Raw genomic sequence first — 23,364 nt, forward strand, 5'->3', positions numbered from 1 at the left:
TTTACTGTTTGAATGAAAAATTAGTTATGAAATGATAATGTTTTTAGGTGTGAAAACATATAAACGAGGTGAAATTTAATAAAATATCGATATAATTGTTACAAAATCAGTCGATGTATGGAAAAAATTACGCCTTGATTTTCGTCTGTTACATAGTATTTTTTCAATAATAGGATTAGATAATAGCCTTAGTACCTATAAATAATGAAGAGTAATAGAATGATAGTTGTAACGTGAAACATATATAATAGAAGAAACTCGATTTAATAGGTAAATAAAAAACGCAGGAGTGTAAACTCCTACGTTTTTGTTTATTCATATCGTAAACATTCAATTGGATCCAGTTTGGCAGCTTTGTTAGCTGGTAGTAAACCGAATATAATACCGATTAGCATTGAAATACCTACGGCAAGAAGTCCAAGTTCTTTTGAGACAACGAGTGGCCATCCAGCAAAGATTGAGACGATCCAAGCGAAGAAAATACCAAGCATGAATCCGATGAAACCACCAAGTCCTGTTAAAATACAAGATTCGATTAAGAATTGTGTTAATACTTTACCACGTGTTGCACCAAGTGCTTTACGAATACCAATCTCACGTGTACGTTCTGTTACAGATACGAGCATGATGTTCATTACACCGATACCACCAACAAGTAAGGAGATAGCAGCAATACCACCGAATACCATTTTCATCATACCGATTGATTCGTCTAGTTGTTTCGTAAATTCACCTAAATCTTGTGCTTCGAATTTGTGCTCAAATTTAGGAGCTTTCAGTTCGTTTAAGACAGAAACGGCTTGTTTTTCTACACTTTTACGTTCTGTCGGAGAGGTCATTGTTAATCTTACGGAGTCATACTCATTTACTCCTGAAATTACAGGTGCATTTTCAAGTGATGTATAACCTTCAGGCATAGGCATTCCAAAGTCGTTTTTCGTTTCGTATACACCGACTATTTTATAAGGCTTTCCTTTTATATCTGTGTATTGGTTTGATTCCCAACCACTAAATAATTTGTTGAAAGCTTCTTCATTTAATATAACAGCAGGGATTGCTTGGTTTAGTTCACTGTCATTTAATTCACGACCGTGAACTAATTTTATTTTCGAATCTTTCATAAAGGCGCCTGTTCCACCTTTTAAATCAAGATTTACATCTTTTGAACCAGCAGATGCTTTTACTTTCATACTTACGTCTGGATATACATCTTTAACGCCTGGTACAGTTTGCAGACGGTTTAGCATATCAGGTGTGATTTTGGCACTATCTGTTCCGTAATCAGGATTGTTGTAGTAAATCGTTACTTCGTTATCTTTTCCTTGGCCTAATTCTTTTTTAAACTTTGCGTTTGTACCATCACCCATTGAAATGATAGTAATAATGGCACTAATACCGATAATAATACCTAGCATCGTTAAGATGGAACGCATTTTATGAGCAAAGATAGAGGAAAGGGCCATGCGTATATTTTCACTCGTATTCAAAATTAACCTCTCCAATCTTGGACGACATTTCCGTCACGAATTACAATTTGACGTGCTGCAGCTTCCCCGATTTCACGGTCATGGGTAATCATAATGATTGTTGAGCCTTGTTTATTTAATTCGTAAAAGAGGTCCATAATTTGTGTACTTGTTTTCGTATCAAGTGCTCCCGTCGGTTCATCGGCTAAAATGAATTTTGGGTTATTTACGATTGCGCGGGCAACGGCGACACGTTGCTTTTGACCACCGGATAATTCGTTTGGTAAGTGAGTAGCGCGATCAGCTAAACCGACTTTTGTTAAAGCGGCTAATGAGCGTTCGCGTCTTTCTTTTTTATCAACTCCAGCGTAAATAAGAGGTAGCTCTACATTTTGAAGTGCTGTAAGTCTCGGTAATAACATGAAGTTTTGGAATACGAATCCGATTTCTTTATTACGAACATGTGCAAGTTCTGTTTCAGACATGTTTGAAATGTTTTGTCCAGCTAGTTCGTACGTACCCGTCGTCGGTTTATCTAAGCAACCAATAATGTTCATTAATGTTGATTTACCAGAACCAGAAGGTCCCATAATAGAAGTGAATTCTCCTTGATTCAGTGTTACGTCAATTCCATGTAATATTTGAACGGATTCTGCACCATTTTGGAAGGATTTCGTGATGCCTTTTAAGTTAATCACTGGGCGACAACCTCCATACCATCTTTTAAGTCTTTTTCAGGTTTAGAGATAACTTCCTCTCCTTTTTTCACTCCAGAAACTTTTGATTCGCTATCAGTCTCGAATTCAACAGTAACTGCTTGTTCTTTCGCTTTACCGTCTTTTACAACGAAGACAACATTTTTGTCACCTTTTTTCACGATACTGCTTTTCGGAACAATTGTACCAGTTGCTTCGCCAGATTTACTTGTTACGTATACGTGGAAGCCGTTTTGTAGTTCGTCACTATTATCTAATGTGACAGTGAATTGATAGTTAGAAACAGTTTTATTTTCATCCATGCTCTTTAATGGTGTAGAACCGATTTCTGTTACTTTTCCTGTCCAAGTCTTACCAGCGACAGTTTTTGAGGAAACAGTTACTTCTTGCCCAACTTTCATACTAGCAAGCTCATATTCAGAAAGTTGACCTTTTACCTTGAATTGACCAGCGTGACGAAGAGTAATTCCGCTCATACCTGTTTTTTCGTCAGCAGTTTTCACGATATCATCAATTACGCCATCAGCAGGACTTGTTACAGAAAGTGTGTTTACTTTTTCTTTTGCTGCTTTAATCATTTCATCAGCTTTTTCAACTTCAAACTTTTTCATTTCAAGTTGTGATTCTAATTGCCCAACTTCAACTTCTGATGCTTTTAATGCTTCAGAAGGAAGGCCTGCATTTTTATCTTTTTGTAATTTTTGTTTCGCTGCATCAATTTGTTTTTGAAACAACGTTACTTCTTTTTGTGCGATTTTCTTTTGCATTTCTGCTTCTGTTACACCTTGTTTAGCAGTAGGGTCATTGTATTTAAACAGAAGCTGACCTTTTTTCACTTCATCGCCTTTTTTTACAGCTAATTCATATGTTCCTTTTGTTGGATCGAATGAAATAGTTTCAATTCCGTTTGGAATAACTTCGCCACCAAATTTTTGCGCGTTTTGGATTTGTTTTTCAGTTACTTTATATCCGCTATATGCCATTGCTACTTCTGAACCGCCACCACCAGCAAATGCAAAGTATGATCCAGCTGCAATTCCAATTGCTACTACACTAGTAATTAACACTTTATTTTTCTTTTTCATCTATTTATCACCTTTTCGTTCGTTTTAGTATCTACATTAAGTATAGAAGAGGTGAAGAATCTGACAAATCGTTTTAGCTTACAATAACCTTACAGTTTTGTAAGGTATGAATATGTAAATGTAAGGTAGAGGTTGTCCTAGTATAAGCAAATGAATTGACTCGTTGTTTCTTTCTTACAATAATATTGTATGAAGGAGAGGAGGAAGGAAGATGGAAGCTTATTTTAGTGCGCATCCATTAAAATCGTTTATTCCATACTCAAGACAACACGTCCTTATATTATTTATTATGTTGGTGGGGATATTTTTTCTGTATCAATACCAAGATTTATTGCGTCAAAGTGAGTGGAATATAACGGTTCGATATGCGATTGCATTTTTATTTATAGGTAGTGAAATTGGGCTCTATATGTGGGAGTGGAAAGCGGGGATTTTTGAGCTAGCTACTTCATTACCGTTTGAGTTATGTACGATTAGTTTATTATTAGCGTCGATTATGATTGTAACGAAAAGTTATCGCATATATGAGATTGTATTTTTTACAGGAATTATTGGTGCATCACAAGCCATTTTAACGCCGAACTTGCAGTATACTTTTCCACATTTTCGTTTCATTGAATATTTCATCGCACATGTATTGCTCATTTGGGCACCGCTCTTTATGACTTGGGTAGAAGGGTATCGTCCTACATTACAATCTATTAAACGTACGATGATATTTTTAAACATATTGATTCCGATTGTTTCGTTTGTAAATTACAAAACAGGCGGTAATTATATGTTTTTAGCTCATAAGCCAGAAACTGCTTCATTACTCAATATGTTAGGGCCGCATCCTTACTATATTATTTCATTAGAAATAGCTGCGCTTATTGGATGTTACACTTTGTATATGCCGTTTGCGAAAAGAGAGAGGCATGCGCATAAAGAATCACTAGGATCATAGCCTAGTGATTTTTTATCTTTAAAATATTTACAATTCTGAAAATTAAGAATAAAATTAGGGGGTAAATTATATATAGAGAGAAGGGAAAACGTGGTCAAAAAAGTTTTTCTAAATGGAATGGAAGTGACGATTCAATTTCTTATTTCGATTTTGGGGATTATTATTTTAGGGGCTTTGCCGAAATTATTTTATGGATTTAAGGTGGATGTATCAAAGTACATACAGACTTTAAAAGAAGTGTTTGTGAACTTAATGGATATTTCCAATTTGCAATATGTGAGAGGTAAATTTTTATTTCCACAGTTGTTCGTCCATTATAAAGAAACGATTATTATTTTTTTGGCTGCTTTTTTCATTTCATTATTTGTAGCATTTTGCATTGTTTATGTAATTATGAGTAGTTCACCGCGTATACAACATCGAATTAAATCATTTCTTATCTTCCTAGAATCCATTCCAGATATTCTTCTTATTTTAGTATCACAAATCTTAGTTGTATGGTTTTTTAAACAAACAGGTTTTTTACCTTTTCAAATTGCGTCAATTGGAGGCGAGTCGATTAGAGGGTTGCCAATATTGTGTTTGAGCATCCCGACTACGATTATGTTTGTAAAAATGGTAGTGATTCGTTTTGAAAATGAACTAGAAAAAGATTATGTACTATTTGCTAAGGCGAAAGGGCTGGGGCGTTTTCATATTTTAAATCGTCATATTTTACGAAATGTGTTGCTTAGTACATTATTCTTTGCGAAAACGAATATCTTTTTTATGTTATCTAATTTATATATTATAGAATGGATTTTTAATACGGGTGGTATTTTTATGTTTTTGAAATCGTATGAGGGTATTAGAGTTGAGGTTTTCATCGTTAGTATGCTGCTTATATATATCCCGATATTTATTTTATTCAAGCTGTTTCATTATTTCATTCCAACTGCGATGAAGGAGAGATTATAATATGTGGATGTATATAAAACGCGATAAAAGATTTTGGATAAGTATTGGGTTTCTTCTCATATTAGTTCTTTTGAGCATCGGAAATACGTTATGGAATGATGGACACATTAGGCAAGTTACATTGCAATATGATGCAGATGAAAATCCACAAGTGCCACCTTTTTCACCTTCATTACAATTTTTACTCGGGACAGACCGGAAAGGATACGACCTGTTACATTTAGTCATTGAAGGTGCGAAGTGGACGATTGGTATATCTATTTTAATTGCGGCACTTAGAATGGTGATAGGTGTGTTTTTTGGTGTTGTGCTTGGAACATATGTAAAAAGAGGGTTTTCAAAAATTGAGGCTTTCTTTGATAGTTTTACAGTTATTCCAACAGTTATGATTGCGTACTTTTTTCTTCACTTTGCAAATGCATTTGGGAGTGGAGAGGAAACAACAACCTTTTTTGAAAGGGCTTCGTTTCAAGTTTTATTACTTGTAATGCTTGTGATGCCAGTTATTGCACTGTATGTTGCGAAGGAAGTCCGTAAGTTGAGAACCGAAGAATTTATTGAAGCTGCGTGCATATTAGGTGGATCGAGAAGGCATATTGTTATAAAGCATATTTTCCCGCATCTCTATATGACGTTTATACTTGTATTTTTTCAGCAGTTTACGAAAACTCTTACTATTTTACTGCACTTAGGGTTACTAGAAATATTCTTTGGCGGAACAGTTCAGTTTTTAGGACCGATAGAAGAAATAGAATCATACACACATGAATGGTCAGGCTTAATTGGAGTCTATTTTAGATCATTAACAGTGAATCCGTGGATCCCTCTCGTTCCGATTACATTTTTTGGACTTACTATTTTTTCAGGAAATATGATTGTAAAAAGTATAGAAGAGGCGATGTTGAAAGTAAGATTAGGAGGAGAGATAAAGAAGGACGTAGTAGAAGCGGAACAATCTGTTGTGCAGTCAAAAGAAGATTTATTTACTTTTAAACATACGATGTGAAGAGAAAAAGAAGCAAGCATGGATTTCATGCTTGCTTCTTTTTTTTATTTTGTAGAAACTTCACCTGCAGCTTCTGTTTGCGGAATAAAGTATCCAATTATACCACCGATTATTGCTGGAATGATCCAGCCAATTCCTAAGTTATAAAAAGGAATGGTGTGTACGATATTAGCGATAAAATCTGGTATCATTTCCACATTATCAAGTGCATGAATACAGCTAATAATAAACGCTGCGATCATCGCTCCAATGTAGACAGAAGGTTTACGTTTCGTATATTTATCGATAAATGATACGAAAACTAAAATGATCGTAATTGGGTACAAAATAATTAATACAGGTAATGTGATTTTAATTAATAAGCTTAATCCTAAGTTTGAAATAACGAAACTAAAGATACAAACGTATAGTACAAGCTTTTTGTATGAAACATTTGTTAGCACTGTTGTGAAGTAATTTGCAAATGCACTCACAACACCAATTGCCGTTGTTAAACAAGCGAAGATAATGGCGATACTTAATAAAATATTACCGCTTGTCCCAAAGAATTGATACATAACAGTAGCTAATAGCTGCCCACCGTTTTCGAATTGTCCTAAGTTTCCGTTTGAAGCTCCAATATAACCGAGTAAGAAGTAAACAATTGTTAAGAATAGAGCAGCGATACTTCCGCAAATGATTGTATATTTTGCGATAGATTTCTTCTCTTGTATACCATTTTGACGAATTGCATTTACAACAATTGTTGATAGTACGAGAGCCCCAATTGCATCTAACGTTAAAAATCCTTCAAGAAATCCTTTGAAAAACGGGATGTCTTTATAGTCACCGATAGGTTCTGCAAACGTCCCTGGTGAAAGAATCGCTTTTGTTGCCATAATTGCAATAATTACAAGTAAAATTGGCGTTAATATTTTACCGATATGATCTACTAGCTTGGATGGATTTAATGATAAGAAGTAAACGACTGTGAAGAAAATCGCACTAAAAACTAACATAGAATACCATTGATCTGGGAAAAGTGGTGCAATCCCGATTTCATAAGATACAGATCCAGTTCGTGGAATAACAAATAGTGGGCCGATTGAAAGATAAATAATGATAGCGAATACTGCTGCGAATTTTGGATGAACACGGCTCGCTAAAGTGTTAAAACTACCACCAGCAAGGGCAACAGCAACGATAGCAAGTAAAGATAAACCGACGTCTGTAATAATAAACCCTGTAATGGAAACCCACATATTTTCTCCGGAAGAAAGACCAAGAAGGGGCGGGAAAATCATATTACCAGCACCGAAGAAAACTGCGAATAGTAATAAACTAATCGAAAGTATTTGCGCTGGTTTTAAAGTTGTACGCATATAAAGAAAATCCTCCTAATGAGTATTTTTTGTCGAAAATTCAAATAATTTGTCGAGTAACTGTTATTATTTTAAAGGTCTGATGATTAGAAAGCAATAGGGAATTTTGAAAATATTAAAAAATAATGCATTAAATCGAATAAATATACTATTTATATGTTTAATAGGAAGGATTTAACTTTTAACATAAAAAAACACATACCGCTAGGATACATGTTTTAAAAAAATATTTTTTTATCACGTTCTTCTTTTAAAATTTCAACTGCTTCTCGGAAACGTTGTGAATGGACAATTTCTCGTTCGCGTAAAAAGCGTAGGCTGTCATTTATATCTGGATCATCTGATAAGTTAATGAGCCATTGATATGTTGCGCGTGCTTTTTCTTCAGCTGCAATATCCTCGTATAGATCGGCAATTGGATCACCTTTAGCCTGTATATAGGTTGCAGTAAATGGAACACCAGCAGCGTTATGGTAATGAAGAGCGCTGTCATGGTCGACGTAATGAGGGTCAAGACCAGCTGCCTTCATCTGTTCAGGAGTCGCATCTTTCGTCAGCTTATAAACCATCGTAGCAATCATTTCAAGGTGAGCAAATTCTTCTGTGCCAATATCAGTAAGAAGGCCAATGACTTTATCAGGAATTGTATAACGTTGATTTAAGTAACGTAGTGCAGCAGCTAACTCGCCATCTGCACCGCCGTATTGCTCAATTAATAATTTTGCAAGTGCTGGATTGCAAGTTCCCACTTTAACTGGGTATTGTAATTTCTTTTCATAAATCCACATAGTTTCTCTCCTTTATATTTGCCATGGCCAAGGACCTTTGCTCCATTCCCAAGGGGCATTAGAATAGCTGTTTCCAAACTGTTGGAGTGGTCCGTATTTTTCTTCCATCTTTTGTTTTAATACTCTCCGTTTATAGGAAAAATCATTAAATTGATTAATCGCAGCGGTGTCATCTGGATGTGTATCTAAATAAAGAGTGAGTTCAACTAGTACAAAGTCCAGTTCTTGAAGCTCCAGTAAAAGCTGATAGTATTCTTCTGGTAGCGATTGAGTCACGTCAGTAGTCACCGCCCTTTTTTATAAGGATTTTCATAATAGTCATAAAAAACAGGCCATAAAGTCCCTTTTTGTAGTGCTTCTTTTGGCGTGAATTGCGGTAAGTTTGGCGGTTGAAAGCCTAAAAATAAATTAGGAGGAGTAGAATAATATTTTTTTCCGATAGGAGGACAAGGATCGAGAGGACTATGATAGGGCACGAATGATCTCATATATTTATTCACGAATAAACCTCCTTAAATGTTCATTACTACGTATTGTATTCAGACATAATAGGCCTTTATGACACATATAAAAAAGTAATAAGTGCAGGGGGAATGAATGTGGAGAATGTAAAAAATTTAATTGTGTTAGAAGTAAAGAACTTAAAGGAAACTCTGTATTTTTACGAAGGAATTTTAGGAATAACACCTAGTTCAGAAAGACCACAATTAGATATTACAGGTGTTTGGTATGATGCCGATTCAACGAGAATTAGTTTTGTTATGAATCGCATGTTAGGAGGAAGAGAGAAGAGTGTTACGAATTCATGCGATGGTTTAACATTTTCGATTTCTAACATAGAGAAGTTAAAAAAGAAGCTAGCGTTTTATGAAATTTTATATATGGAAAACAAAAGTGAGAAGAGTATTGTAGTACAAGACCCAGATGGATACAAACTTCAAGTGATAGAGAAGGCCGAATAAAAGGAGGGGATTTAGTGGAGAGAAATTATGAAGAAAGTGCGTTGTTTGAGCATCAATTTTGGCTAAAGGTGCTTACTGATCATTCGCAATTTTTACTTGATGCATTAGCTCCGAAGGAAAAAGAGGATATAAAGAAGGCCGCTTATTTTCTTGAAACATTTACGAATCTTTTAAATAAAGTACATAATGTGAATCTCATTACATTTTCAAAAGAGGCAGAACGAGCCGCAAAGGAAATAAGAATGTTTAAATTAAGTATTATACAGAAACAACTCGAGGGAAAAATCACTATTCATTTTACGCCAACTTTCATCAATCATATGGTAAACGAAGTAGAAGAGTATATAACAGTGTTAGAATTTTTAAAGAAAGGAGAAGTTCCGCCTGTTTTTCATGAATTACATTATCACCTCGTTTGGTTAACAGATGCGGCTGGTCATGCAGGATCTATTTCTGGTGGACTAGATCTTGTTGAAAAAAGATTAAAAGAGAAAAGTGAAGAATTCACGAAGCACTTTGAAAAATTTTACTTAAAGGCAGTTGAGATGACAGGGTATTTACGGACAGAGCTTCATCATTTTCCTGCATTAAAGAAGTTTACAAAAGATGTTTCACTTGAGTTAAAATTATTTTCACATTTTCTCCATGAAGTTGAAGAGCTAGAGTTATCGAATGAAATATTAAGTACATTATCTGCTAGAATGGCGGATCATATGGCAAGAGAAGAATGTTATTACTTATTAAAATTAGCGCAATCATCTGGACTTGAGATACCAAAATGTAATCCGCTTTAAAGAAAAAAGAGGCCAATTTTATTTGGCCTCTTTTTCTGTTTTATTTTCTCTTTTTATTTTCGCTTGTTCAATACTTGCCTGTAATGTCTCCATAATATTGATGATGTTTGGAGTTGGAGAGATTGTTTCGGTTTTTTCCTGTTGTTCAATTTTGTTTTCGATTAGTTCGGTAAGTGCTTCTTTATACTCATCTGTATACATTTCTTGTTCAAAAGGATTTGTAAGGTGGTGGATTAAATTAATTGCTGCTGTGAGTTCTTGTTTTTGAATAGGATAATTTTCATTACTTGGTAAGTTAGGTGTATTTGTTATATCGCGAATTTCATTAGGATAGTGAATAGTTTGTAACATAAGCCCATCTTCAAAGTTACGGATAATAGCTAAATGTTGTTTTTTTCTAATAGAAATATGAATAAGCCCAAGTTTATTTGTACGTTCAAGAGCCTCTTTTAATAATAAATATGATTTTTCATGTCCTGGGGTAGGGCCTATAAAATAAGAACGGTCATAAAGAACAGAATCGATTTCGTTATTTTGGACAAAAGATATAATACGAATGGAGCGTGGTTCGTGAGCTTTTTGTAATTCAGCCAATTCTTTTTCATCTATAATAATGTATTTATGAGATGCGTATTCATAGGCTTTTACAATATCTGTATCATCGATTTCTTCATCCGTGCAATCGGGAGCAAATTTTTTATATTTAATAGGTGTTAAGCATTCTTTATGGAGACTTAAAAATTTTATATCGTTTTCTTCTACAGCACTATATAGTTTAATTCCTATATTTAATAATCCAAGTGAGAGTGCACCTTTCCATACGGTATGCAAATGAAGTCTCTCCTTTCCTTACAAATGATTATGTATATTATGAGATAGTAAGAAATTTCCTATACGTTTATTTGCTTTTTTAGTGAAGAGTAAGCGGGAGAGCCTGAGATATAAAATATATTGACAAGCCCTTCGAAATATTTTAATGTGAGTGTATAAAATTGTCTATAAAGGGGAGTAACTTATTACAGTAAAGTCGTCATTACAGGGAGAAACCCTCGGCTTTATTGGCAACGTTCCGTTGTTAGTGAGACCTTTACCAGCAATGGTAAAGGCCCCTTATTGTCTTTTTTAGGACCCTTACCATGTTTGGTAGGGTCCTTTTTGTATACAAAGAGAGGAGATATAAAAATGAAAAAACTTATTAGTAGATTAAGAGTTGTATTTCATGTTCGCCGATTTGTTCCATTTCTATTTGACTTTTTCACTTCAAAAGAGGTTTCAATAAAGAAGAAAATTTTATCTATTGCGTTTTTAGTTGGTTATGTTGCGATGCCGCTCGATTTAATTCCAGACTTCTTACCGTTTATCGGTATTTTAGATGATATTGGAATTGTGTTATTTATTTTGAACCGAATTGTAAAAATGGCGCCAGTTCAATTACAAGAAAAGCATAACGTAAACGTAGGATAGGAGTTAAAAATATGGAGCAAATTATTTTAGATATAATCGAGTTTTTAAAGCAGTTTTCTTATTTTGGAGTTGTGTTAGCATTAACGTTTGAATTTATTCCAGCAGAAGTAGTTTTGCCCATGGTTGGTTATTGGGTGTACGAGGGAGATATGAATTTTTGGCTTGCTGTACTAGCCGGAACCCTTGGCGGAACGACAGGACCTTTAACGTTATATGCACTCGGTTATTACGGCGGTCGTCCTCTATTAATAAAATACGGGAAATACTTCTTCATTAAAGAAGAACAAATTCAAAAAGCAGATGATTTCTTTGAGAAATATGGACCGGTTGTAGCATTTGTTGGACGCTTTGTGCCAGGAGTTCGAACGCTTATTTCTGTTCCGTGTGGTATGGCGAAAATGAACATATGGAAATTTAGTATATATACATTTGTAGCAATGTTCCCATTAACGACTTTATATGTTTATTTTGGAATGAAATTAGGTCCTCATTGGGAAAAAGCAGCGGACGTTGTTGGGCAATATATGCTACCGATATTAGGAGGCGTTATTCTTATCGTTGCTAGTATCTTTGTCTATAAATATATGAAGAAAAGAAATAAAACGGAATCTATCTAGTCATTTGAATATTTTTTGAAAATAGATGAATAGTACAGGCAAAAGACTCTGAGGGACATACACATATAGGGAATATAAAAGAGAGAGGGGAAACAACTATGTCTTGTGAGTGCTCAGGGTCAGCATTAACTTGTTGTCCAGATAAAAATTATGTGCAAGATAAAGTGTGTAGTCCGTGGTCTGCTACTGTAGTTGCAACAGCAATTGATAATGTTCTCTATACAAATAATATTAACCAAAACGTAGTTGGTACTGGTTTTGTTAAATATGATGTTGGACCAGGCCCAATTACTGTAGAGGTACTTGATTCTGCTGGGGGTACAATTGATACACAAACATTAAACCCAGGAACGAGTATTGCTTTTACGTATCGCCGCTTTGATAGTATACAAGTTGTGTTACCTGCAACACCTGCTGGAACGTATCAGGGAGAATTTTGTATTACAACACGTTATCCACTTTCATAGCAGAATAGGAGAGGTTCAAAATGGGAATGAGAAGTTCCAGTTTGTCTTGTTGTTCTAATAAAACACTTGTGCAAGACCAAGTATGTACAGACTGGTCTATTACAGGTGCTGGTACTCAAATTGTATATACAAATAATATCACGCAAGAAGTATATGGTTCAGGTTACGTGAAATACGATGTGGGAGCCAACCCGATTACAGTTGATTTTTTAGTAGGGGCAACAGTAGTTGATACAATTACTGTACAACCACAAAGTAGTGGTACTTTCACTGTCCGATATTTTACTACTGTCCGAATTACTACGACAGGAACGACTGTTAATCAAGGTGAGTTTTGTATTACAGTACGTTATCCAATCTCATAAAAAGCATACCGTGAACGGTATGCTTTTTTTGAGAAAGTAATGAAATTGGTATTCTATAAGCAACATGTAAATTCGCAACAGTACTTGCCTTCTAAATATAGTGAAGGATTACTTGTTATATTGATAATACTGACTGACTGTAAGTTTTTTCCTGTGTACGATATTGTATTACCAGGAAACACAGTGAAAATATTGGTTGTGGCTCCAACGATTTGAATTGTAATTGATTCTGTGCTGCTAGTACTATTGTAAACCGAAACAGTACCTGATATAAGTAGTATCCCATCACTTTGCCACAGTATCATTGATTGTGATGCATCTTTGGTAGAAGGAATGGTGTTATTAGTTATAAGGAAATTCCCTGCAAATTCATTTGTTACTCGCTCGCAATTTGGATTTGGAGGAGGGGGCGGTGGACAAGGGGCTGGACAAATAATAGATAAAGGAGCGAAACAGCCGATATTTTTTTTATTCTTCAATACAACCCCTCCTTTTAAGTGGTCTTTTACTACTATTAAATGTAAAAGCATGGCCGATGTGTTAAAAAAAGAAGGAAATATTAAAAATTAAGATTGTCTAATAGGCTTAAACCTTAACTTATCATTAGTGTTATAGAAAAGATTATATGTGAATAGTCATAGGAAAAGAATGATCAGACTCTTTTAGACAAAAGGTGGTTGTATACAATAGTACGAGGAATGTTGGACTTAATTTCTAATTAACTGTATATTTACAAAAATCTAATAAACTTCATTTTTTATTTAAACGACATTAACATGTATTAGATAAAATAGCCCTTGTAATGAATCAATTATTATGAGGAGGATTCACGTGGAAAGAATTGCTTTACGAAAAGTAAAAGGTCTTATTGGATTATTGATGGTTTTTGTATTAGCATTTGTATCATTTCCGTGGAGTACATCAGTCAAAGCGGAAGAGAAAAAGCAAGAAAAGGCACCAAGTGAGAAGAAAATAGTTTTCCCCGTTGTAAGTGATGTTCATATTAAAAATAGTGGAACAGATGATATGTTTCGCTGGAAAAGAGCGATTGAACAGTTCAATACGCTTGCACCAAAGCAAGATGCGTTCGTAATTGTAGGAGATTTTACTGATTCAGGGTCTGTGCAGCAATATGATCGTTTCATGCAAGTGTATAATGACAATGCAAATAAAGATGCGGTACGAATGAATTCTCTAGGTAATCATGATTATTGGAACGGTTTATCAGTAGAGGGAGCACAGAAGCGTTTCTTAGAAAAAACAGGAATGGAATCAATTTATTATCATAAAGTGGTAAAAGGGTATCATTTTATCGTAATGTCTCCAGAAAATGAAACGACACATGGGTATTATTCGGACAAACAAATTAATTGGTTAAAAGAAGAAATGGCAAAGGCGCAAAAAGATGATCCAGAAAAACCGATTTTTGTATTTTTACATCAACATATTAAAGATACAGTGTACGGTAGCCAAGAATGGGGAACGAAGGATAGTGCAAAAATTAATGCAGTATTAAAAGAATATCCACAAGTCATTACGTTTTCAGGTCATTCGCATTATCCATTAGATGATCCAAGATCGATTCATCAAAAGGACTTTACATCTGTTGGTACCTCTTCTGTAAGCTATATGGAGGTAGAGGGTGGCAAAGTGCAAGGGAATATTCCTTCAGAATCGCGTGCATTAAGCCAAGGTTTATTAGTAGAAGTAGACGATAAAGAAGTAACGATTAATCGACGCGATTTCCATACGAATTCTTGGACAGGCGAGCCATGGAAAATTCAGTTGCCATCAAAGAAAGAAACTTTTACACATGTAGAAGATCGTGATAAAGAAAAGCCATCTTTTGCAAAAGATGCAAAGTTATCAGTATCGAATGTAACAGAAAATGCAGCAACAGTAACATTCATGCAAGCATTGGACAACCTTCTTGTTCATTCTTATCGCGTACAAGCTAGAGATAAGCAAACTGGAGAAATAAAAAATAAATTACTAGCATTTTCAGAGTTTTATCGTGACCCAGTGCCGAAAGAACTGACATTTACACTTGCAGGATTAGATGGCGGGAGAACATATACGTTTGAAGTAGTCGCGATTGATTCATTTGGTAATGAAAGTGTGCAACCGTTAACGGCAGAAATTACTACGAAAAAAGATAACATTGATCCGAATGTGAAAGTACCAAAGGCTGATATTTTTGATGTGAATTTCTCAGATGGTACATTTAAAGACAATTCACCATTTGGTACAAAAGGTGAATTGAAGGGTAATGTGACTATTGAATATGATAAAGCATTGAAAAAGAATGTTATGAAGTTAAATGGAAAAGCTAATACATTTGGATATATTCCATTTTCAGCAGCACAAAAAGAGAAAATAGCAAATACGTTTACGTTAGAAACTGTGTTTTCAATGAATGAAATTCGCGGACAAGGTATTTTGCAAAATACAGAGAGCGGCGGAATTGGTTTTGAGTCTACAGGAAGTGGATATGTTGAATTATGGGCTCACATTGGCGGTAGCTACAAACGTGTTGGCGTTCAATTGGAAGCGAACAAAACGTATCATTTAACAGGAACATATAACGGAAGCGAAGTGGCAATTTACGTAGATGGTAAAAAAGTAAATAGTCAGTTAGCTCAAGGAAAAGTTTATAGCCCGAACGTACCATTTGCATTTGGAGCGGATCCTGATAGCAATGGAAATGGCGGCATTCCATTAAACGGTCAAATCGCGCTTGCAAAATTATATAGTAAAGCGTTAAGTTCTTCAGAAGTATTAGCAGCGTACAATGAATTTTCTAACCGTACGAAGTTAGAGCAAGTCAACGCATTATATGAGGAGCTAGGAAAAGTAAAGGAAGTGTTAGATGGTACGTATGAGTTTGGTGGTAAGCCAGGTCAATATTCAAAGGAAGCATTTCAAGAACTAGAAAAAAGCTATAACACTGCTAAGCAAGCATTTGAAAATGTAGGAAGTACTGGGGAACAAATTATTCAAACATATAACGAATTAAAAACAGCTAATGTAACATTCGTACAATCAAAAGTGGCAGAAGAACAACCAAAAACACCGAAAGAAAAATTACAGATCAATATTGAATCTGCAAAAGCAGTAGTGAAGAAAGCGCAAGCTGTAAATGTAACAGATGGTTCAGTGAAATCATTGCAACAAAAAATTACAGTTGCAGAAGCTGTATTAAAAGATGCGAAGGTAAAAGATGCACAGGTAGAAACGATGAATCGTACATTAGAATATGCGATTTCACTCGTTGAAAAAAGTATGAACAAATAAGAGAGAAGAAAAGAAGCTTATCATGATAGGCTTCTTTTTTGTTATACTAAAAGTAGCATAGAAAGAAGGAGCGAATAATTTGGAACAGAAAAAGCTAAAAAGAATTCTTGAATATGTATGGATCGCGGTTGTGCTCCTTGTAGGATATTATTTCTTAAAAGAGAAAAGTATTTGGGTTTTATTTTTAATGACTTTCTTATTAGCAGGACTAGGAACGTTATTTATTAACTTTTTCTTTGATAGTTTGAATGCCTGGAAGAATAAAAAGAAGGGAACGAAGTAAAGGAGGGAATATATGCAAAAGTGGAAGCTCATATATCAAGTAATCATTTTCATAGTGCTTGTAGGTATTGGCGTTTTTAAATATTCTACACCAATAGGAAATTGGGCGTGGTTTACAGCTTGCATCGGCATATTTTTCATTTTACAATCGTTAACGAAAAAATATAATTGTACAGAAAGATAGCTCGCCGCTAAAACGGCGAGCTATTTTGTTATGCTTTTTTCTGTTCATCATTCGTTTTTTCGGTAGCTAAATGGCTATGCTTTCTAGAGTAGAAGAAATAGAAGCATAAACCGACTATAAGCCAAGCTATAAAGCTAATCCATGTCGTTTTAGATAAATTAGCCATCAAATATAAACAGCAAAGAATCGCGACAACTGGTAATACAGGTACGAAAGGTGTACGGAATCCACGTTTTAAATCAGGATGTGTTTTTCGTAAAATAAGTACCGCGCAGCAAACGAATGTAAAGGCTGTTAACGTACCGATGTTTACTAAATTTGCTAGCAAATGTAAATCTAAAAGTCCTGCTAATAAAGCGGCAATAACGCCAGTAATCCACGTATTTAATAAAGGGATTTTTACTCTTTTATTTACACGTGCTAACGCTTTTGGAAGTAGACCGTCACGGCTCATCGCATACGAAACTCGAACTTGTCCATACATAACGACTAAGAGAACGGTTGTCATTCCAGTCATCGCTCCAACAGCGAGTAGTCCTGCAATTGCATCCTCACCAACGAAATGCAATGCAAATGCAACTGGATCAGAAACGTCTAATTGCGTATAAGGAACCATACCTGTTAAAACGAAAGATACGATCATATATAAAACAGTACAAATAAGAAGAGAACCGATAATACCAATTGGTAAGTCACGCTGCGGTTTTTTCGTTTCTTCTGCAGCGGTTGCGATTGCATCAAAACCTAAAAAGGCGAAGAATACAGTGGCAGCTCCGGTAATAATACCGTCGTATCCGAATGGAATGAAAGGTGTCCAGTTTTCAGGTTTTACATATTTTGCGCCTGCTACGATAAAGGCAATGATAACAGCTAGTTTAATAAGAACCATAATATTATTAATGCGTGCACTTTCACGTATACCAAAACTTAAAAGACCAGTAATAAGAAGTAAAATGCAGACAGCTGGTAAATCGATGAGACCACCTTTTCCTACGCCGGGGGCCGAGGCGATTATGGCGGGTAGGTGTATATTGAACCCTTGTAGTAATGATTGCAAATAACCAGACCAACCGACAGCTACTGCTGCAACGGCAAGTAAATATTCGAGCATTAAACACCATCCGACGATGAAGGCGACGACTTCTCCGACTGTCATGTATGCGTAAGTATACACACTTCCTGAGACAGGAATAGAAGAAGCAAATTCAGCATAACAAAAGGCTACACAAGCACAAGTAAATGCAGCAATAAGGAATGATAGCATAATACCAGGACCAGAATGTTTTGCTGCAACAATACCTGTTAATACAAAGATCCCTGTCCCAATTACGGCGCCGATCCCTAAAAACGTTAAATCGAGTGCAGTTAATGTTCTATCTAGCTGCTTTGGTGATTCAGTACTAAGCGCTTTTTTTCGTAATAATGACTTCACTTTGGACTCTCCCCCCGTTTTTTCATTTCCATAACTGCGACTATAGTATGAGCCCATTAAAAAAGAGTATGTAAGGAAATGGAGGTACAGTTATGGTATGTAGTTTTTTAAAATTGCTGGATTAATCTTAATATAATTCAGAATATTTTGTCAAATAAAAATATGAAAAATAAAATTCGGATCAATAGGGGAAACTACTTGCAGAAATGAACGGGGGTTAACGACCCACTGATTAAAGTTAAAGTAGGAGCAGATGCTATGTTATTTTATTTTGAACTTGTCGTCATTTTACTTTGTACGAAATTAGCTGGTGACATTAGCGTGAGACTTGGTCAGCCTTCTGTACTTGGTAAGTTAATTGTCGGTATTATTATCGGTCCAGCTGTACTCGGTATTATTAATAGTTCTGAACTAATTGATGAACTGAGTGAGATTGGTGTTTTGTTACTTATGTTTATGGCGGGACTTGAAACAGATTTAGAAGAGTTAAATCGGAATTTGAAATCGTCATTTGCAGTAGCGGCTGGTGGAATTATTTTTCCTTTCATCGGTGGTTATGTAACAGGATTGCTGTTTGGATTAATGCAGTCCCATGCCATTTTTTTAGGATTATTACTTTGCGCAACATCGGTTAGTATTACGGTGCAGACGCTACGTGATTTAGGAAAAATGAATACGAGAGAAAGTACAACAATTTTAGGTGCTGCCGTATTTGATGATGTCATTGTCGTTATTTTATTGGCATTTGTAATGAGTTTTTTAGGAACACAAGATGTAAATATAACGCTTGTCATTGCAAAGAAAATTATTTTCTTTGTAAGTATTGTTTTTATTGCTTGGAAAGTCGTTCCTTGGATTATGAAAATGCTTGTCCCGCTTCGTGTAACAGAAGCGTTAATTAGCGCGGCTCTTATTATTTGCTTCTCTTTTTCTTATTACAGTGAAATGATGGGAATTGCAGGCATTATTGGAGCATTTGCAGCAGGAATTGCTATTTCTCAAACAGAGTATAAGCATGAAGTGGAACATAAAATTGAACCGATTGCTTATGCAATATTTGTTCCAGTATTCTTCGTAAGTATCGGAATGGAAATTACATTTCAAGGCATTGGAAGCCAGCTTTGGTTCATTATTATTATGACCCTCATTGCGATTTTCACAAAGTTAATTGGATCAGGTTTAGGAGCGAGATTGACAGGTTTTAATCTCCAATCTTCTATTAGTATTGGCGCGGGGATGGTATCACGTGGTGAAGTAGCACTTATCATCGCAGCAAATGGACTTACGGCGAATTTATTAGCGAAAGAAAATTTCACAGCGATTGTTATTGTTGTTATATTGACGACGATTATTACACCGCCACTTTTGAAGAAATATTTTGTATAGAGAGGAAGGGCTTATCTGATGTAGGTAAGCTCTTTTTTTATTCCAAAAAGCAATGGTCATATAGCATGAAGGGTTTGTAATTATGGTAAAATCTATGTATGTGATATGACAAGGAGAGGGAAGTGTGAAGATTACGAAGGAGAAGGTTATCGGTGTAATCGTACTTATTGCAGTATGTATACCATTTACTGCATGGAAAGAATCAAAAGTGAAAGATTTTCCGGTTTCTATTTTTTCGGAAGAAGCAGATGGTGAGTACGGTCAGAAGCTGAAATATACTGCTTTTTTACCTGATGTTGCGATTTGGATGAACGGTTGGAAAGAGAAGTGGACAGAAGGAGAAAGAACTGTTTATCAAAAAGGGAATCGCATTGTAAATGTGTTTCATCCTCCTGGCGATGATGGTTTTTACCTTCTTGAAGCAAGAGAAAATAAGTGAACGCAACCGTAAGAAGTGGAGGTTAAATAGTGAAAGCTTCAACATTACTATTTAAAATTGAAAGTAATATGGATCAATTTTCACCAGCTGAAAAGAAGGTTGCCATGTACATAATGGAGAATGCAGAGATTGTTCCGAACTTAACGACGAAAGAAGTGTCAACGAATGCAGGCGCAAGTGAGGCGAGTGTCGTTCGTTTTTGTAAGTCGATTGGGATCGGAAGTTTTAAAGCATTTAAGATAGCACTCGTTCGTGAATTAACGATTGCTGATTATAATATTAACGATTTTTCAGTGATGAATACGGAAGATGGACCGTACGATTTGTTTAATAAAGTCACTTATGTGAATAAAGCTGCAATTGAGGCGAGCGTTACTGCGATAGATAAGAAGGAACTTGAGAAAGCTGCAGATCGTATTGTCAATGCGGGCAAAATTATATTTTACGGCGTAGGTGGATCAGCTACGCCAGCAATGGATGGGGCGTATAAATTTACACGGCTTGGATTTACAGCGATGATGCTATCTGATTTTCATATGATGTTGCCGCTTGTGACGAATTTAAAAGAAGGCGATATATTTGTTGCGATTTCAACATCTGGTCGAACGAGAGATGTGCTTGAAATGGCGCAGTATGCAAAGAGACAAGGTGCAACTGTTATTGGAATTACGAAGCTAGATCAATCATCCCCCTTATATAAAGAAGCGGACATTCGTCTTTGTATGCCAGATGTAGAACAAGATCATCGTATTGCAAGTATTGCGTCGAGAATGACGCAACTGAATATGATTGATGCTTTATATGTGATTACTTTCAACCGAATTGGTAATAAAGTATTGGATCAATTTATGGAGACGCGAGAAGAAGCGTTGCGGTTACGGAAGTTAAAGTAGAAGAAAAGATGAGGAGACTCATCTTTTTTATTATCTTTGACACAAATATGTCATGTTGTGAAATTTTATTTCATAAAATAAGAAAGGGATATTGATTTTTAGTTTCTTAAAGTTATAATAAAAGTGTGAAATATAATTTCAAAGAGGGTGACAATATGTTAGAAAATTTATCGACAGAACATCGTAATGAGAAAACAATGAATCTGGATGAAATGAGTATAAAAGAAGTGTTGCAAAGTATGAATGAAGAAGATCGAACTGTTGCGTTAGCAGTTGAAAAAGAGATAGAACAAATTGAAAAGGTTGTACAGACTGTTATTAAATCTTTTGAAGAAGAGGGACGTTTAATTTACATTGGTGCTGGTACGAGTGGTCGTTTAGGTATTCTAGATGCAGTGGAATGTCCGCCGACATTTGGCACGGATGATAAAATGGTGCAAGGATATATAGCAGGTGGGTTGAAAGCGTTTACTAAAGCGGTGGAAGGTGCCGAAGATCGCGAAGAGTTAGCAGAAGAAGATTTAAAAAGTATTGGATTAAATGAGAAAGATACAGTGATTGGAATTGCTGCAAGTGGCAGAACTCCTTACGTAATTGGCGGCTTGAAATACGCACAGAGCGTAGGAGCGAGTACAGCGAGTATTTCTTGTAATAAAAATGCTGAAATAAGTAAATATGCAAAGTTAAATGTAGAAGTAGAGACAGGTGCAGAAATATTAACAGGATCAACGCGTTTAAAAGCTGGTACAGCACAAAAATTAGTGCTGAATATGATTTCAACAGCTTCGATGATTGGTGTAGGAAAAGTATATAAAAACTTAATGGTAGATGTTCAATCCACAAATGAAAAGTTAGTAGAACGGTCAAAACGAATTATTATGGAAGCAACAGGCGCTAGTTATGAAGTAGCGGCAGAGTATTATGAAAAGGCAGAACGTAACGTAAAAGCTGCCATTGTTATGGTGTTGTTGCAGTGTGAGTATGGGGAAGCACTGGAGAAACTAAAATACGCAAAAGGGTTTGTGAAGAAAGCACTATAAAGTAATAGGAAGGGGGATTCTATTATGAAGAAAGAAGAGAGAATGGCCAAGGAAATTTCGGAGCAACTTGGGGGAATAAAAAATATTCGTAGTATTGCTCATTGTATGACGAGACTACGTTTAACGCTTCATGATGAAAGTAAAGTAAATATGGACCTTTTGAAAAAAGTTGAAGGCGTTATGGGTGTTATAGAAGATGAGACGCTTCAAGTTGTCGTTGGTCCAGGAACAGTAAATAAAGTAGCAGCTGAAATGGAAGGTTTGACAGGACTACGAATTGGTGAGGTAGCAGATCATCACCTTGAAGATATTGGGCAAGAGATGAAATCAGAGATTAAGAAGAAAAATAATACACCGGTGAAAAACTTTTTACGAAAAATAGGAAGTATTTTCATCCCATTAATTCCGGGGCTTGTTGCGTCAGGAATTATAAACGGGGTTGCTAACTTTGCGAAAAATGCTGGTGCTGATCCAAATGCAACGTGGTTACAAATGTTACTACTCATTGGCGGCGGTATCTTTACATTCTTAGGAATTTTAGTCGGCTGGAATACAGCGAAAGAATTTGGCGGGACACCGGTTCTTGGGGCAATTGCTGGTATTTTAATTTTCAACCCGGCGATGGCAAACGTAAAATTGTTTGGTGAAGCATTAGTGCCCGGACGGGGCGGATTGTTTGCAGTTATTTTTGCAGCATGGCTTATGGTTGTAGTGGAAAGACAAGTTCGAAAAGCAGTGCCAAATGCAGTTGATATTATCGTGACACCACTCATTACTGTATTAGTTGTAAGTATCGTAACGATGTTAGCCATTCAGCCATTAGCAGGTTTCTTATCAGATGGTATTACGAGCGGAATTAATGCTATTTTAAATATTGGCGGAGCATTTGCTGGCGCAGTACTTGCGGGAACATTTTTACCTCTCGTTATGGTCGGATTGCATCACGGTTTAACACCAATTCATATGGAATTTATTAATCAAACACACGTAACACCTTTATTACCAGTGCTCGCAATGGCTGGTGCTGGCCAAGTGGGCGCAGCAATTGCGATTTATGTGAAAACAAAAAACAAACGACTTCGAAATGTAATTAAAGGTGGATTGCCAGTTGGCTTTTTAGGAATTGGTGAGCCGTTATTATACGGGGTTACATTACCACTTGGGAAACCGTTTATTACTGCTTGTTTAGGAGCGGCTGTCGGTGGTGCATTCCAAGCAGTTATGCAAACGGCTTCACTTGGAATTGGCGTATCAGGGCTATCTTTAATTCCGTTAATTGCTGACAATAAATATTTACTATATTTCTTAGGTTTAGTAATTGCATATACTTTCGGATTTATCTTTACGTACTTCTTCGGATTTAAAGAAGAAATGGCAGAAAACATATAGAGAAAGGGATTCCTTTCTCTTTTTCTATTAA

At 35.7% G+C, this 23,364-nt stretch carries 28 protein-coding genes; 18 read left to right on the plus strand and 10 right to left on the minus strand.

Going from position 1 to position 23,364, the window contains the following annotated elements; genetic code table 11:
* Positions 1 to 311 precede the first annotated feature (311 nt).
* From BCG9842_RS03950 to BCG9842_RS03960, 3 genes are read right to left on the minus strand one after another with little or no spacing between them, the layout of a single operon-like run.
* A complete protein-coding gene (locus tag BCG9842_RS03950) occupies positions 312 to 1,463 on the minus strand; it encodes an ABC transporter permease (RefSeq protein WP_412036596.1) in 1,152 nt (383 codons plus the stop codon).
* 26 nt (positions 1,464 to 1,489) lie between these two features.
* Positions 1,490 to 2,164, minus strand: coding sequence for an ABC transporter ATP-binding protein (locus BCG9842_RS03955; protein ID WP_000609101.1), 675 nt, complete (start codon positions 2,162 to 2,164; stop codon positions 1,490 to 1,492).
* Complete coding sequence (locus BCG9842_RS03960; protein WP_000728803.1) at positions 2,161 to 3,267, minus strand: efflux RND transporter periplasmic adaptor subunit; 1,107 nt, start codon at positions 3,265 to 3,267, stop codon at positions 2,161 to 2,163. The genes BCG9842_RS03955 and BCG9842_RS03960 overlap by 4 nt, the downstream gene beginning before the upstream one ends.
* A 211-nt stretch (positions 3,268 to 3,478) precedes the next feature.
* Here BCG9842_RS03960 and BCG9842_RS03965 point away from each other — a divergent pair, with 211 nt between their 5' ends.
* The 3 genes from BCG9842_RS03965 (at position 3,479) to BCG9842_RS03975 (ending at position 6,176) form a co-directional block, all read left to right on the plus strand.
* Positions 3,479 to 4,213, plus strand: coding sequence for a YwaF family protein (locus BCG9842_RS03965; RefSeq protein ID WP_000388718.1), 735 nt, complete (start codon positions 3,479 to 3,481; stop codon positions 4,211 to 4,213).
* Positions 4,214 to 4,303: 90 nt separating this feature from the next.
* Positions 4,304 to 5,170 carry an ABC transporter permease subunit gene (locus BCG9842_RS03970; RefSeq protein ID WP_000239690.1) on the plus strand — a complete coding sequence of 289 codons (867 nt, stop codon included), beginning with the start codon at positions 4,304 to 4,306 and terminating at the stop codon, positions 5,168 to 5,170.
* 1 nt (position 5,171) lies between these two features.
* Entirely contained in the window at positions 5,172 to 6,176 is a 1,005-nt protein-coding gene (locus BCG9842_RS03975) for an ABC transporter permease (protein WP_000266972.1), read from the plus strand.
* 44 nt (positions 6,177 to 6,220) lie between these two features.
* On the opposite strand, the gene brnQ2 is transcribed toward BCG9842_RS03975, so the two are convergent.
* From brnQ2 to BCG9842_RS03995, 4 genes are all read right to left on the minus strand, one after another.
* On the minus strand, positions 6,221 to 7,537 hold the full coding sequence (brnQ2, locus tag BCG9842_RS03980) for a branched-chain amino acid transport system II carrier protein BrnQ2 (RefSeq protein WP_001260933.1): 1,317 nt from the start codon (positions 7,535 to 7,537) through the stop codon (positions 6,221 to 6,223).
* 218 nt (positions 7,538 to 7,755) lie between these two features.
* Positions 7,756 to 8,325, minus strand: coding sequence for a spore coat protein CotJC (gene cotJC / locus BCG9842_RS03985; RefSeq protein WP_000265275.1), 570 nt, complete (start codon positions 8,323 to 8,325; stop codon positions 7,756 to 7,758).
* 12 nt (positions 8,326 to 8,337) lie between these two features.
* Positions 8,338 to 8,601, minus strand: a complete 264-nt coding sequence (locus BCG9842_RS03990) for a spore coat protein CotJB (protein WP_000194492.1) — start codon at positions 8,599 to 8,601, stop codon at positions 8,338 to 8,340.
* An 8-nt stretch (positions 8,602 to 8,609) separates the two neighbouring features.
* Positions 8,610 to 8,825 carry a spore coat associated protein CotJA gene (locus BCG9842_RS03995; RefSeq protein WP_001046257.1) on the minus strand — a complete coding sequence of 72 codons (216 nt, stop codon included), beginning with the start codon at positions 8,823 to 8,825 and terminating at the stop codon, positions 8,610 to 8,612.
* A gap of 93 nt (positions 8,826 to 8,918) precedes the next feature.
* Here BCG9842_RS03995 and BCG9842_RS04000 point away from each other — a divergent pair, with 93 nt between their 5' ends.
* Together BCG9842_RS04000 and BCG9842_RS04005 are read left to right on the plus strand one after the other, a co-directional pair.
* Complete coding sequence (locus BCG9842_RS04000) at positions 8,919 to 9,287, plus strand: VOC family protein (protein ID WP_003257386.1); 369 nt, start codon at positions 8,919 to 8,921, stop codon at positions 9,285 to 9,287.
* Between the two features lie 14 nt (positions 9,288 to 9,301).
* Positions 9,302 to 10,081: a DUF2935 domain-containing protein gene (locus BCG9842_RS04005; RefSeq protein WP_000440984.1), complete on the plus strand. Its 780-nt coding sequence runs from the start codon at positions 9,302 to 9,304 to the stop codon at positions 10,079 to 10,081.
* 18 nt (positions 10,082 to 10,099) lie between these two features.
* Here the strand turns inward: BCG9842_RS04005 and ku are convergent, their stop codons facing one another.
* Positions 10,100 to 10,912 carry a non-homologous end joining protein Ku gene (gene ku / locus BCG9842_RS04010; RefSeq protein ID WP_000557755.1) on the minus strand — a complete coding sequence of 271 codons (813 nt, stop codon included), beginning with the start codon at positions 10,910 to 10,912 and terminating at the stop codon, positions 10,100 to 10,102.
* Between the two features lie 351 nt (positions 10,913 to 11,263).
* On the opposite strand from ku, the gene BCG9842_RS04015 reads away from it, so the two are divergent.
* The 4 genes from BCG9842_RS04015 (at position 11,264) to BCG9842_RS04030 (ending at position 12,994) form a co-directional block, all read left to right on the plus strand.
* Entirely contained in the window at positions 11,264 to 11,545 is a 282-nt protein-coding gene (locus tag BCG9842_RS04015; protein WP_000733844.1) for a YkvA family protein, read from the plus strand.
* 11 nt (positions 11,546 to 11,556) lie between these two features.
* Positions 11,557 to 12,162 carry a DedA family protein gene (locus tag BCG9842_RS04020; RefSeq protein WP_000435017.1) on the plus strand — a complete coding sequence of 202 codons (606 nt, stop codon included), beginning with the start codon at positions 11,557 to 11,559 and terminating at the stop codon, positions 12,160 to 12,162.
* 98 nt (positions 12,163 to 12,260) lie between these two features.
* Positions 12,261 to 12,629: a DUF3992 domain-containing protein gene (locus tag BCG9842_RS04025; protein ID WP_001277542.1), complete on the plus strand. Its 369-nt coding sequence runs from the start codon at positions 12,261 to 12,263 to the stop codon at positions 12,627 to 12,629.
* Positions 12,630 to 12,649: 20 nt separating this feature from the next.
* Complete coding sequence (locus BCG9842_RS04030; RefSeq protein WP_000525819.1) at positions 12,650 to 12,994, plus strand: DUF3992 domain-containing protein; 345 nt, start codon at positions 12,650 to 12,652, stop codon at positions 12,992 to 12,994.
* A 53-nt stretch (positions 12,995 to 13,047) separates the two neighbouring features.
* Here BCG9842_RS04030 and BCG9842_RS29175 read toward each other — a convergent pair whose 3' ends face one another.
* Positions 13,048 to 13,431, minus strand: coding sequence for an S-Ena type endospore appendage (locus BCG9842_RS29175; RefSeq protein ID WP_223838136.1), 384 nt, complete (start codon positions 13,429 to 13,431; stop codon positions 13,048 to 13,050).
* On the opposite strand from BCG9842_RS29175, the gene BCG9842_RS31865 reads away from it, so the two are divergent.
* From BCG9842_RS31865 to BCG9842_RS31165, 4 genes are all read left to right on the plus strand, one after another.
* Positions 13,316 to 13,564: a hypothetical protein gene (locus BCG9842_RS31865; RefSeq protein ID WP_003276823.1), complete on the plus strand. Its 249-nt coding sequence runs from the start codon at positions 13,316 to 13,318 to the stop codon at positions 13,562 to 13,564. The two genes, BCG9842_RS29175 and BCG9842_RS31865, sit on opposite strands and share 116 nt — an antisense overlap.
* A gap of 261 nt (positions 13,565 to 13,825) precedes the next feature.
* Complete coding sequence (locus BCG9842_RS04040; RefSeq protein ID WP_000439563.1) at positions 13,826 to 16,288, plus strand: LamG-like jellyroll fold domain-containing protein; 2,463 nt, start codon at positions 13,826 to 13,828, stop codon at positions 16,286 to 16,288.
* A gap of 79 nt (positions 16,289 to 16,367) precedes the next feature.
* The gene (locus BCG9842_RS04045) at positions 16,368 to 16,571 is read left to right on the plus strand and encodes a hypothetical protein (protein WP_000435797.1); all 204 of its coding nucleotides are present in this window, start codon (positions 16,368 to 16,370) and stop codon (positions 16,569 to 16,571) included.
* A 12-nt stretch (positions 16,572 to 16,583) separates the two neighbouring features.
* Positions 16,584 to 16,754, plus strand: a complete 171-nt coding sequence (locus BCG9842_RS31165) for a hypothetical protein (protein ID WP_001174833.1) — start codon at positions 16,584 to 16,586, stop codon at positions 16,752 to 16,754.
* A gap of 28 nt (positions 16,755 to 16,782) precedes the next feature.
* Here the strand turns inward: BCG9842_RS31165 and BCG9842_RS04055 are convergent, their stop codons facing one another.
* Positions 16,783 to 18,243: an amino acid permease gene (locus BCG9842_RS04055; protein ID WP_003276830.1), complete on the minus strand. Its 1,461-nt coding sequence runs from the start codon at positions 18,241 to 18,243 to the stop codon at positions 16,783 to 16,785.
* Between the two features lie 201 nt (positions 18,244 to 18,444).
* Here BCG9842_RS04055 and BCG9842_RS04060 point away from each other — a divergent pair, with 201 nt between their 5' ends.
* The 5 genes from BCG9842_RS04060 to BCG9842_RS04080 all read left to right on the plus strand — a co-directional run bounded on the left by BCG9842_RS04060 (position 18,445) and on the right by BCG9842_RS04080 (position 23,333).
* A complete protein-coding gene (locus tag BCG9842_RS04060) occupies positions 18,445 to 19,572 on the plus strand; it encodes a cation:proton antiporter (RefSeq protein WP_000899807.1) in 1,128 nt (375 codons plus the stop codon).
* 124 nt (positions 19,573 to 19,696) lie between these two features.
* Positions 19,697 to 20,011 carry a hypothetical protein gene (locus BCG9842_RS04065; RefSeq protein WP_000704960.1) on the plus strand — a complete coding sequence of 105 codons (315 nt, stop codon included), beginning with the start codon at positions 19,697 to 19,699 and terminating at the stop codon, positions 20,009 to 20,011.
* 29 nt (positions 20,012 to 20,040) lie between these two features.
* Complete coding sequence (locus BCG9842_RS04070; RefSeq protein ID WP_000648168.1) at positions 20,041 to 20,904, plus strand: MurR/RpiR family transcriptional regulator; 864 nt, start codon at positions 20,041 to 20,043, stop codon at positions 20,902 to 20,904.
* Positions 20,905 to 21,059: 155 nt separating this feature from the next.
* Positions 21,060 to 21,944 carry an N-acetylmuramic acid 6-phosphate etherase gene (gene murQ / locus BCG9842_RS04075; RefSeq protein WP_000892354.1) on the plus strand — a complete coding sequence of 295 codons (885 nt, stop codon included), beginning with the start codon at positions 21,060 to 21,062 and terminating at the stop codon, positions 21,942 to 21,944.
* 24 nt (positions 21,945 to 21,968) lie between these two features.
* A complete protein-coding gene (locus BCG9842_RS04080; RefSeq protein WP_000711295.1) occupies positions 21,969 to 23,333 on the plus strand; it encodes a PTS transporter subunit EIIC in 1,365 nt (454 codons plus the stop codon).
* The last annotated feature ends 31 nt before the right edge of the window (positions 23,334 to 23,364 follow it).

The organism is Bacillus cereus G9842 (assembly GCF_000021305.1).
In the GTDB taxonomy this organism is placed as follows: Bacteria; Bacillota; Bacilli; order Bacillales; family Bacillaceae_G; genus Bacillus_A; species Bacillus_A thuringiensis_S.

Coding starts and splice junctions, on each gene's coding strand:
- BCG9842_RS04055 (WP_003276830.1), bottom strand. CDS start 18,243: ATGGGCTCATACTATAGTCGCAGTTATGGAAATGAAAAAACGGGGGGA.
- BCG9842_RS04060 (WP_000899807.1), top strand. CDS start 18,445: ATGTTATTTTATTTTGAACTTGTCGTCATTTTACTTTGTACGAAATTA.
- BCG9842_RS04080 (WP_000711295.1), top strand. CDS start 21,969: ATGAAGAAAGAAGAGAGAATGGCCAAGGAAATTTCGGAGCAACTTGGG.
- BCG9842_RS04025 (WP_001277542.1), top strand. CDS start 12,261: ATGTCTTGTGAGTGCTCAGGGTCAGCATTAACTTGTTGTCCAGATAAA.
- BCG9842_RS31165 (WP_001174833.1), top strand. CDS start 16,584: ATGCAAAAGTGGAAGCTCATATATCAAGTAATCATTTTCATAGTGCTT.
- BCG9842_RS04000 (WP_003257386.1), top strand. CDS start 8,919: ATGAATGTGGAGAATGTAAAAAATTTAATTGTGTTAGAAGTAAAGAAC.
- murQ (WP_000892354.1), top strand. CDS start 21,060: ATGTTAGAAAATTTATCGACAGAACATCGTAATGAGAAAACAATGAAT.
- BCG9842_RS03960 (WP_000728803.1), bottom strand. CDS start 3,267: ATGAAAAAGAAAAATAAAGTGTTAATTACTAGTGTAGTAGCAATTGGA.
- BCG9842_RS04030 (WP_000525819.1), top strand. CDS start 12,650: ATGGGAATGAGAAGTTCCAGTTTGTCTTGTTGTTCTAATAAAACACTT.
- cotJC (WP_000265275.1), bottom strand. CDS start 8,325: ATGTGGATTTATGAAAAGAAATTACAATACCCAGTTAAAGTGGGAACT.
- BCG9842_RS04020 (WP_000435017.1), top strand. CDS start 11,557: ATGGAGCAAATTATTTTAGATATAATCGAGTTTTTAAAGCAGTTTTCT.
- BCG9842_RS03975 (WP_000266972.1), top strand. CDS start 5,172: ATGTGGATGTATATAAAACGCGATAAAAGATTTTGGATAAGTATTGGG.
- brnQ2 (WP_001260933.1), bottom strand. CDS start 7,537: ATGCGTACAACTTTAAAACCAGCGCAAATACTTTCGATTAGTTTATTA.
- BCG9842_RS04015 (WP_000733844.1), top strand. CDS start 11,264: ATGAAAAAACTTATTAGTAGATTAAGAGTTGTATTTCATGTTCGCCGA.
- BCG9842_RS03965 (WP_000388718.1), top strand. CDS start 3,479: ATGGAAGCTTATTTTAGTGCGCATCCATTAAAATCGTTTATTCCATAC.
- BCG9842_RS03950 (WP_412036596.1), bottom strand. CDS start 1,463: ATGGCCCTTTCCTCTATCTTTGCTCATAAAATGCGTTCCATCTTAACG.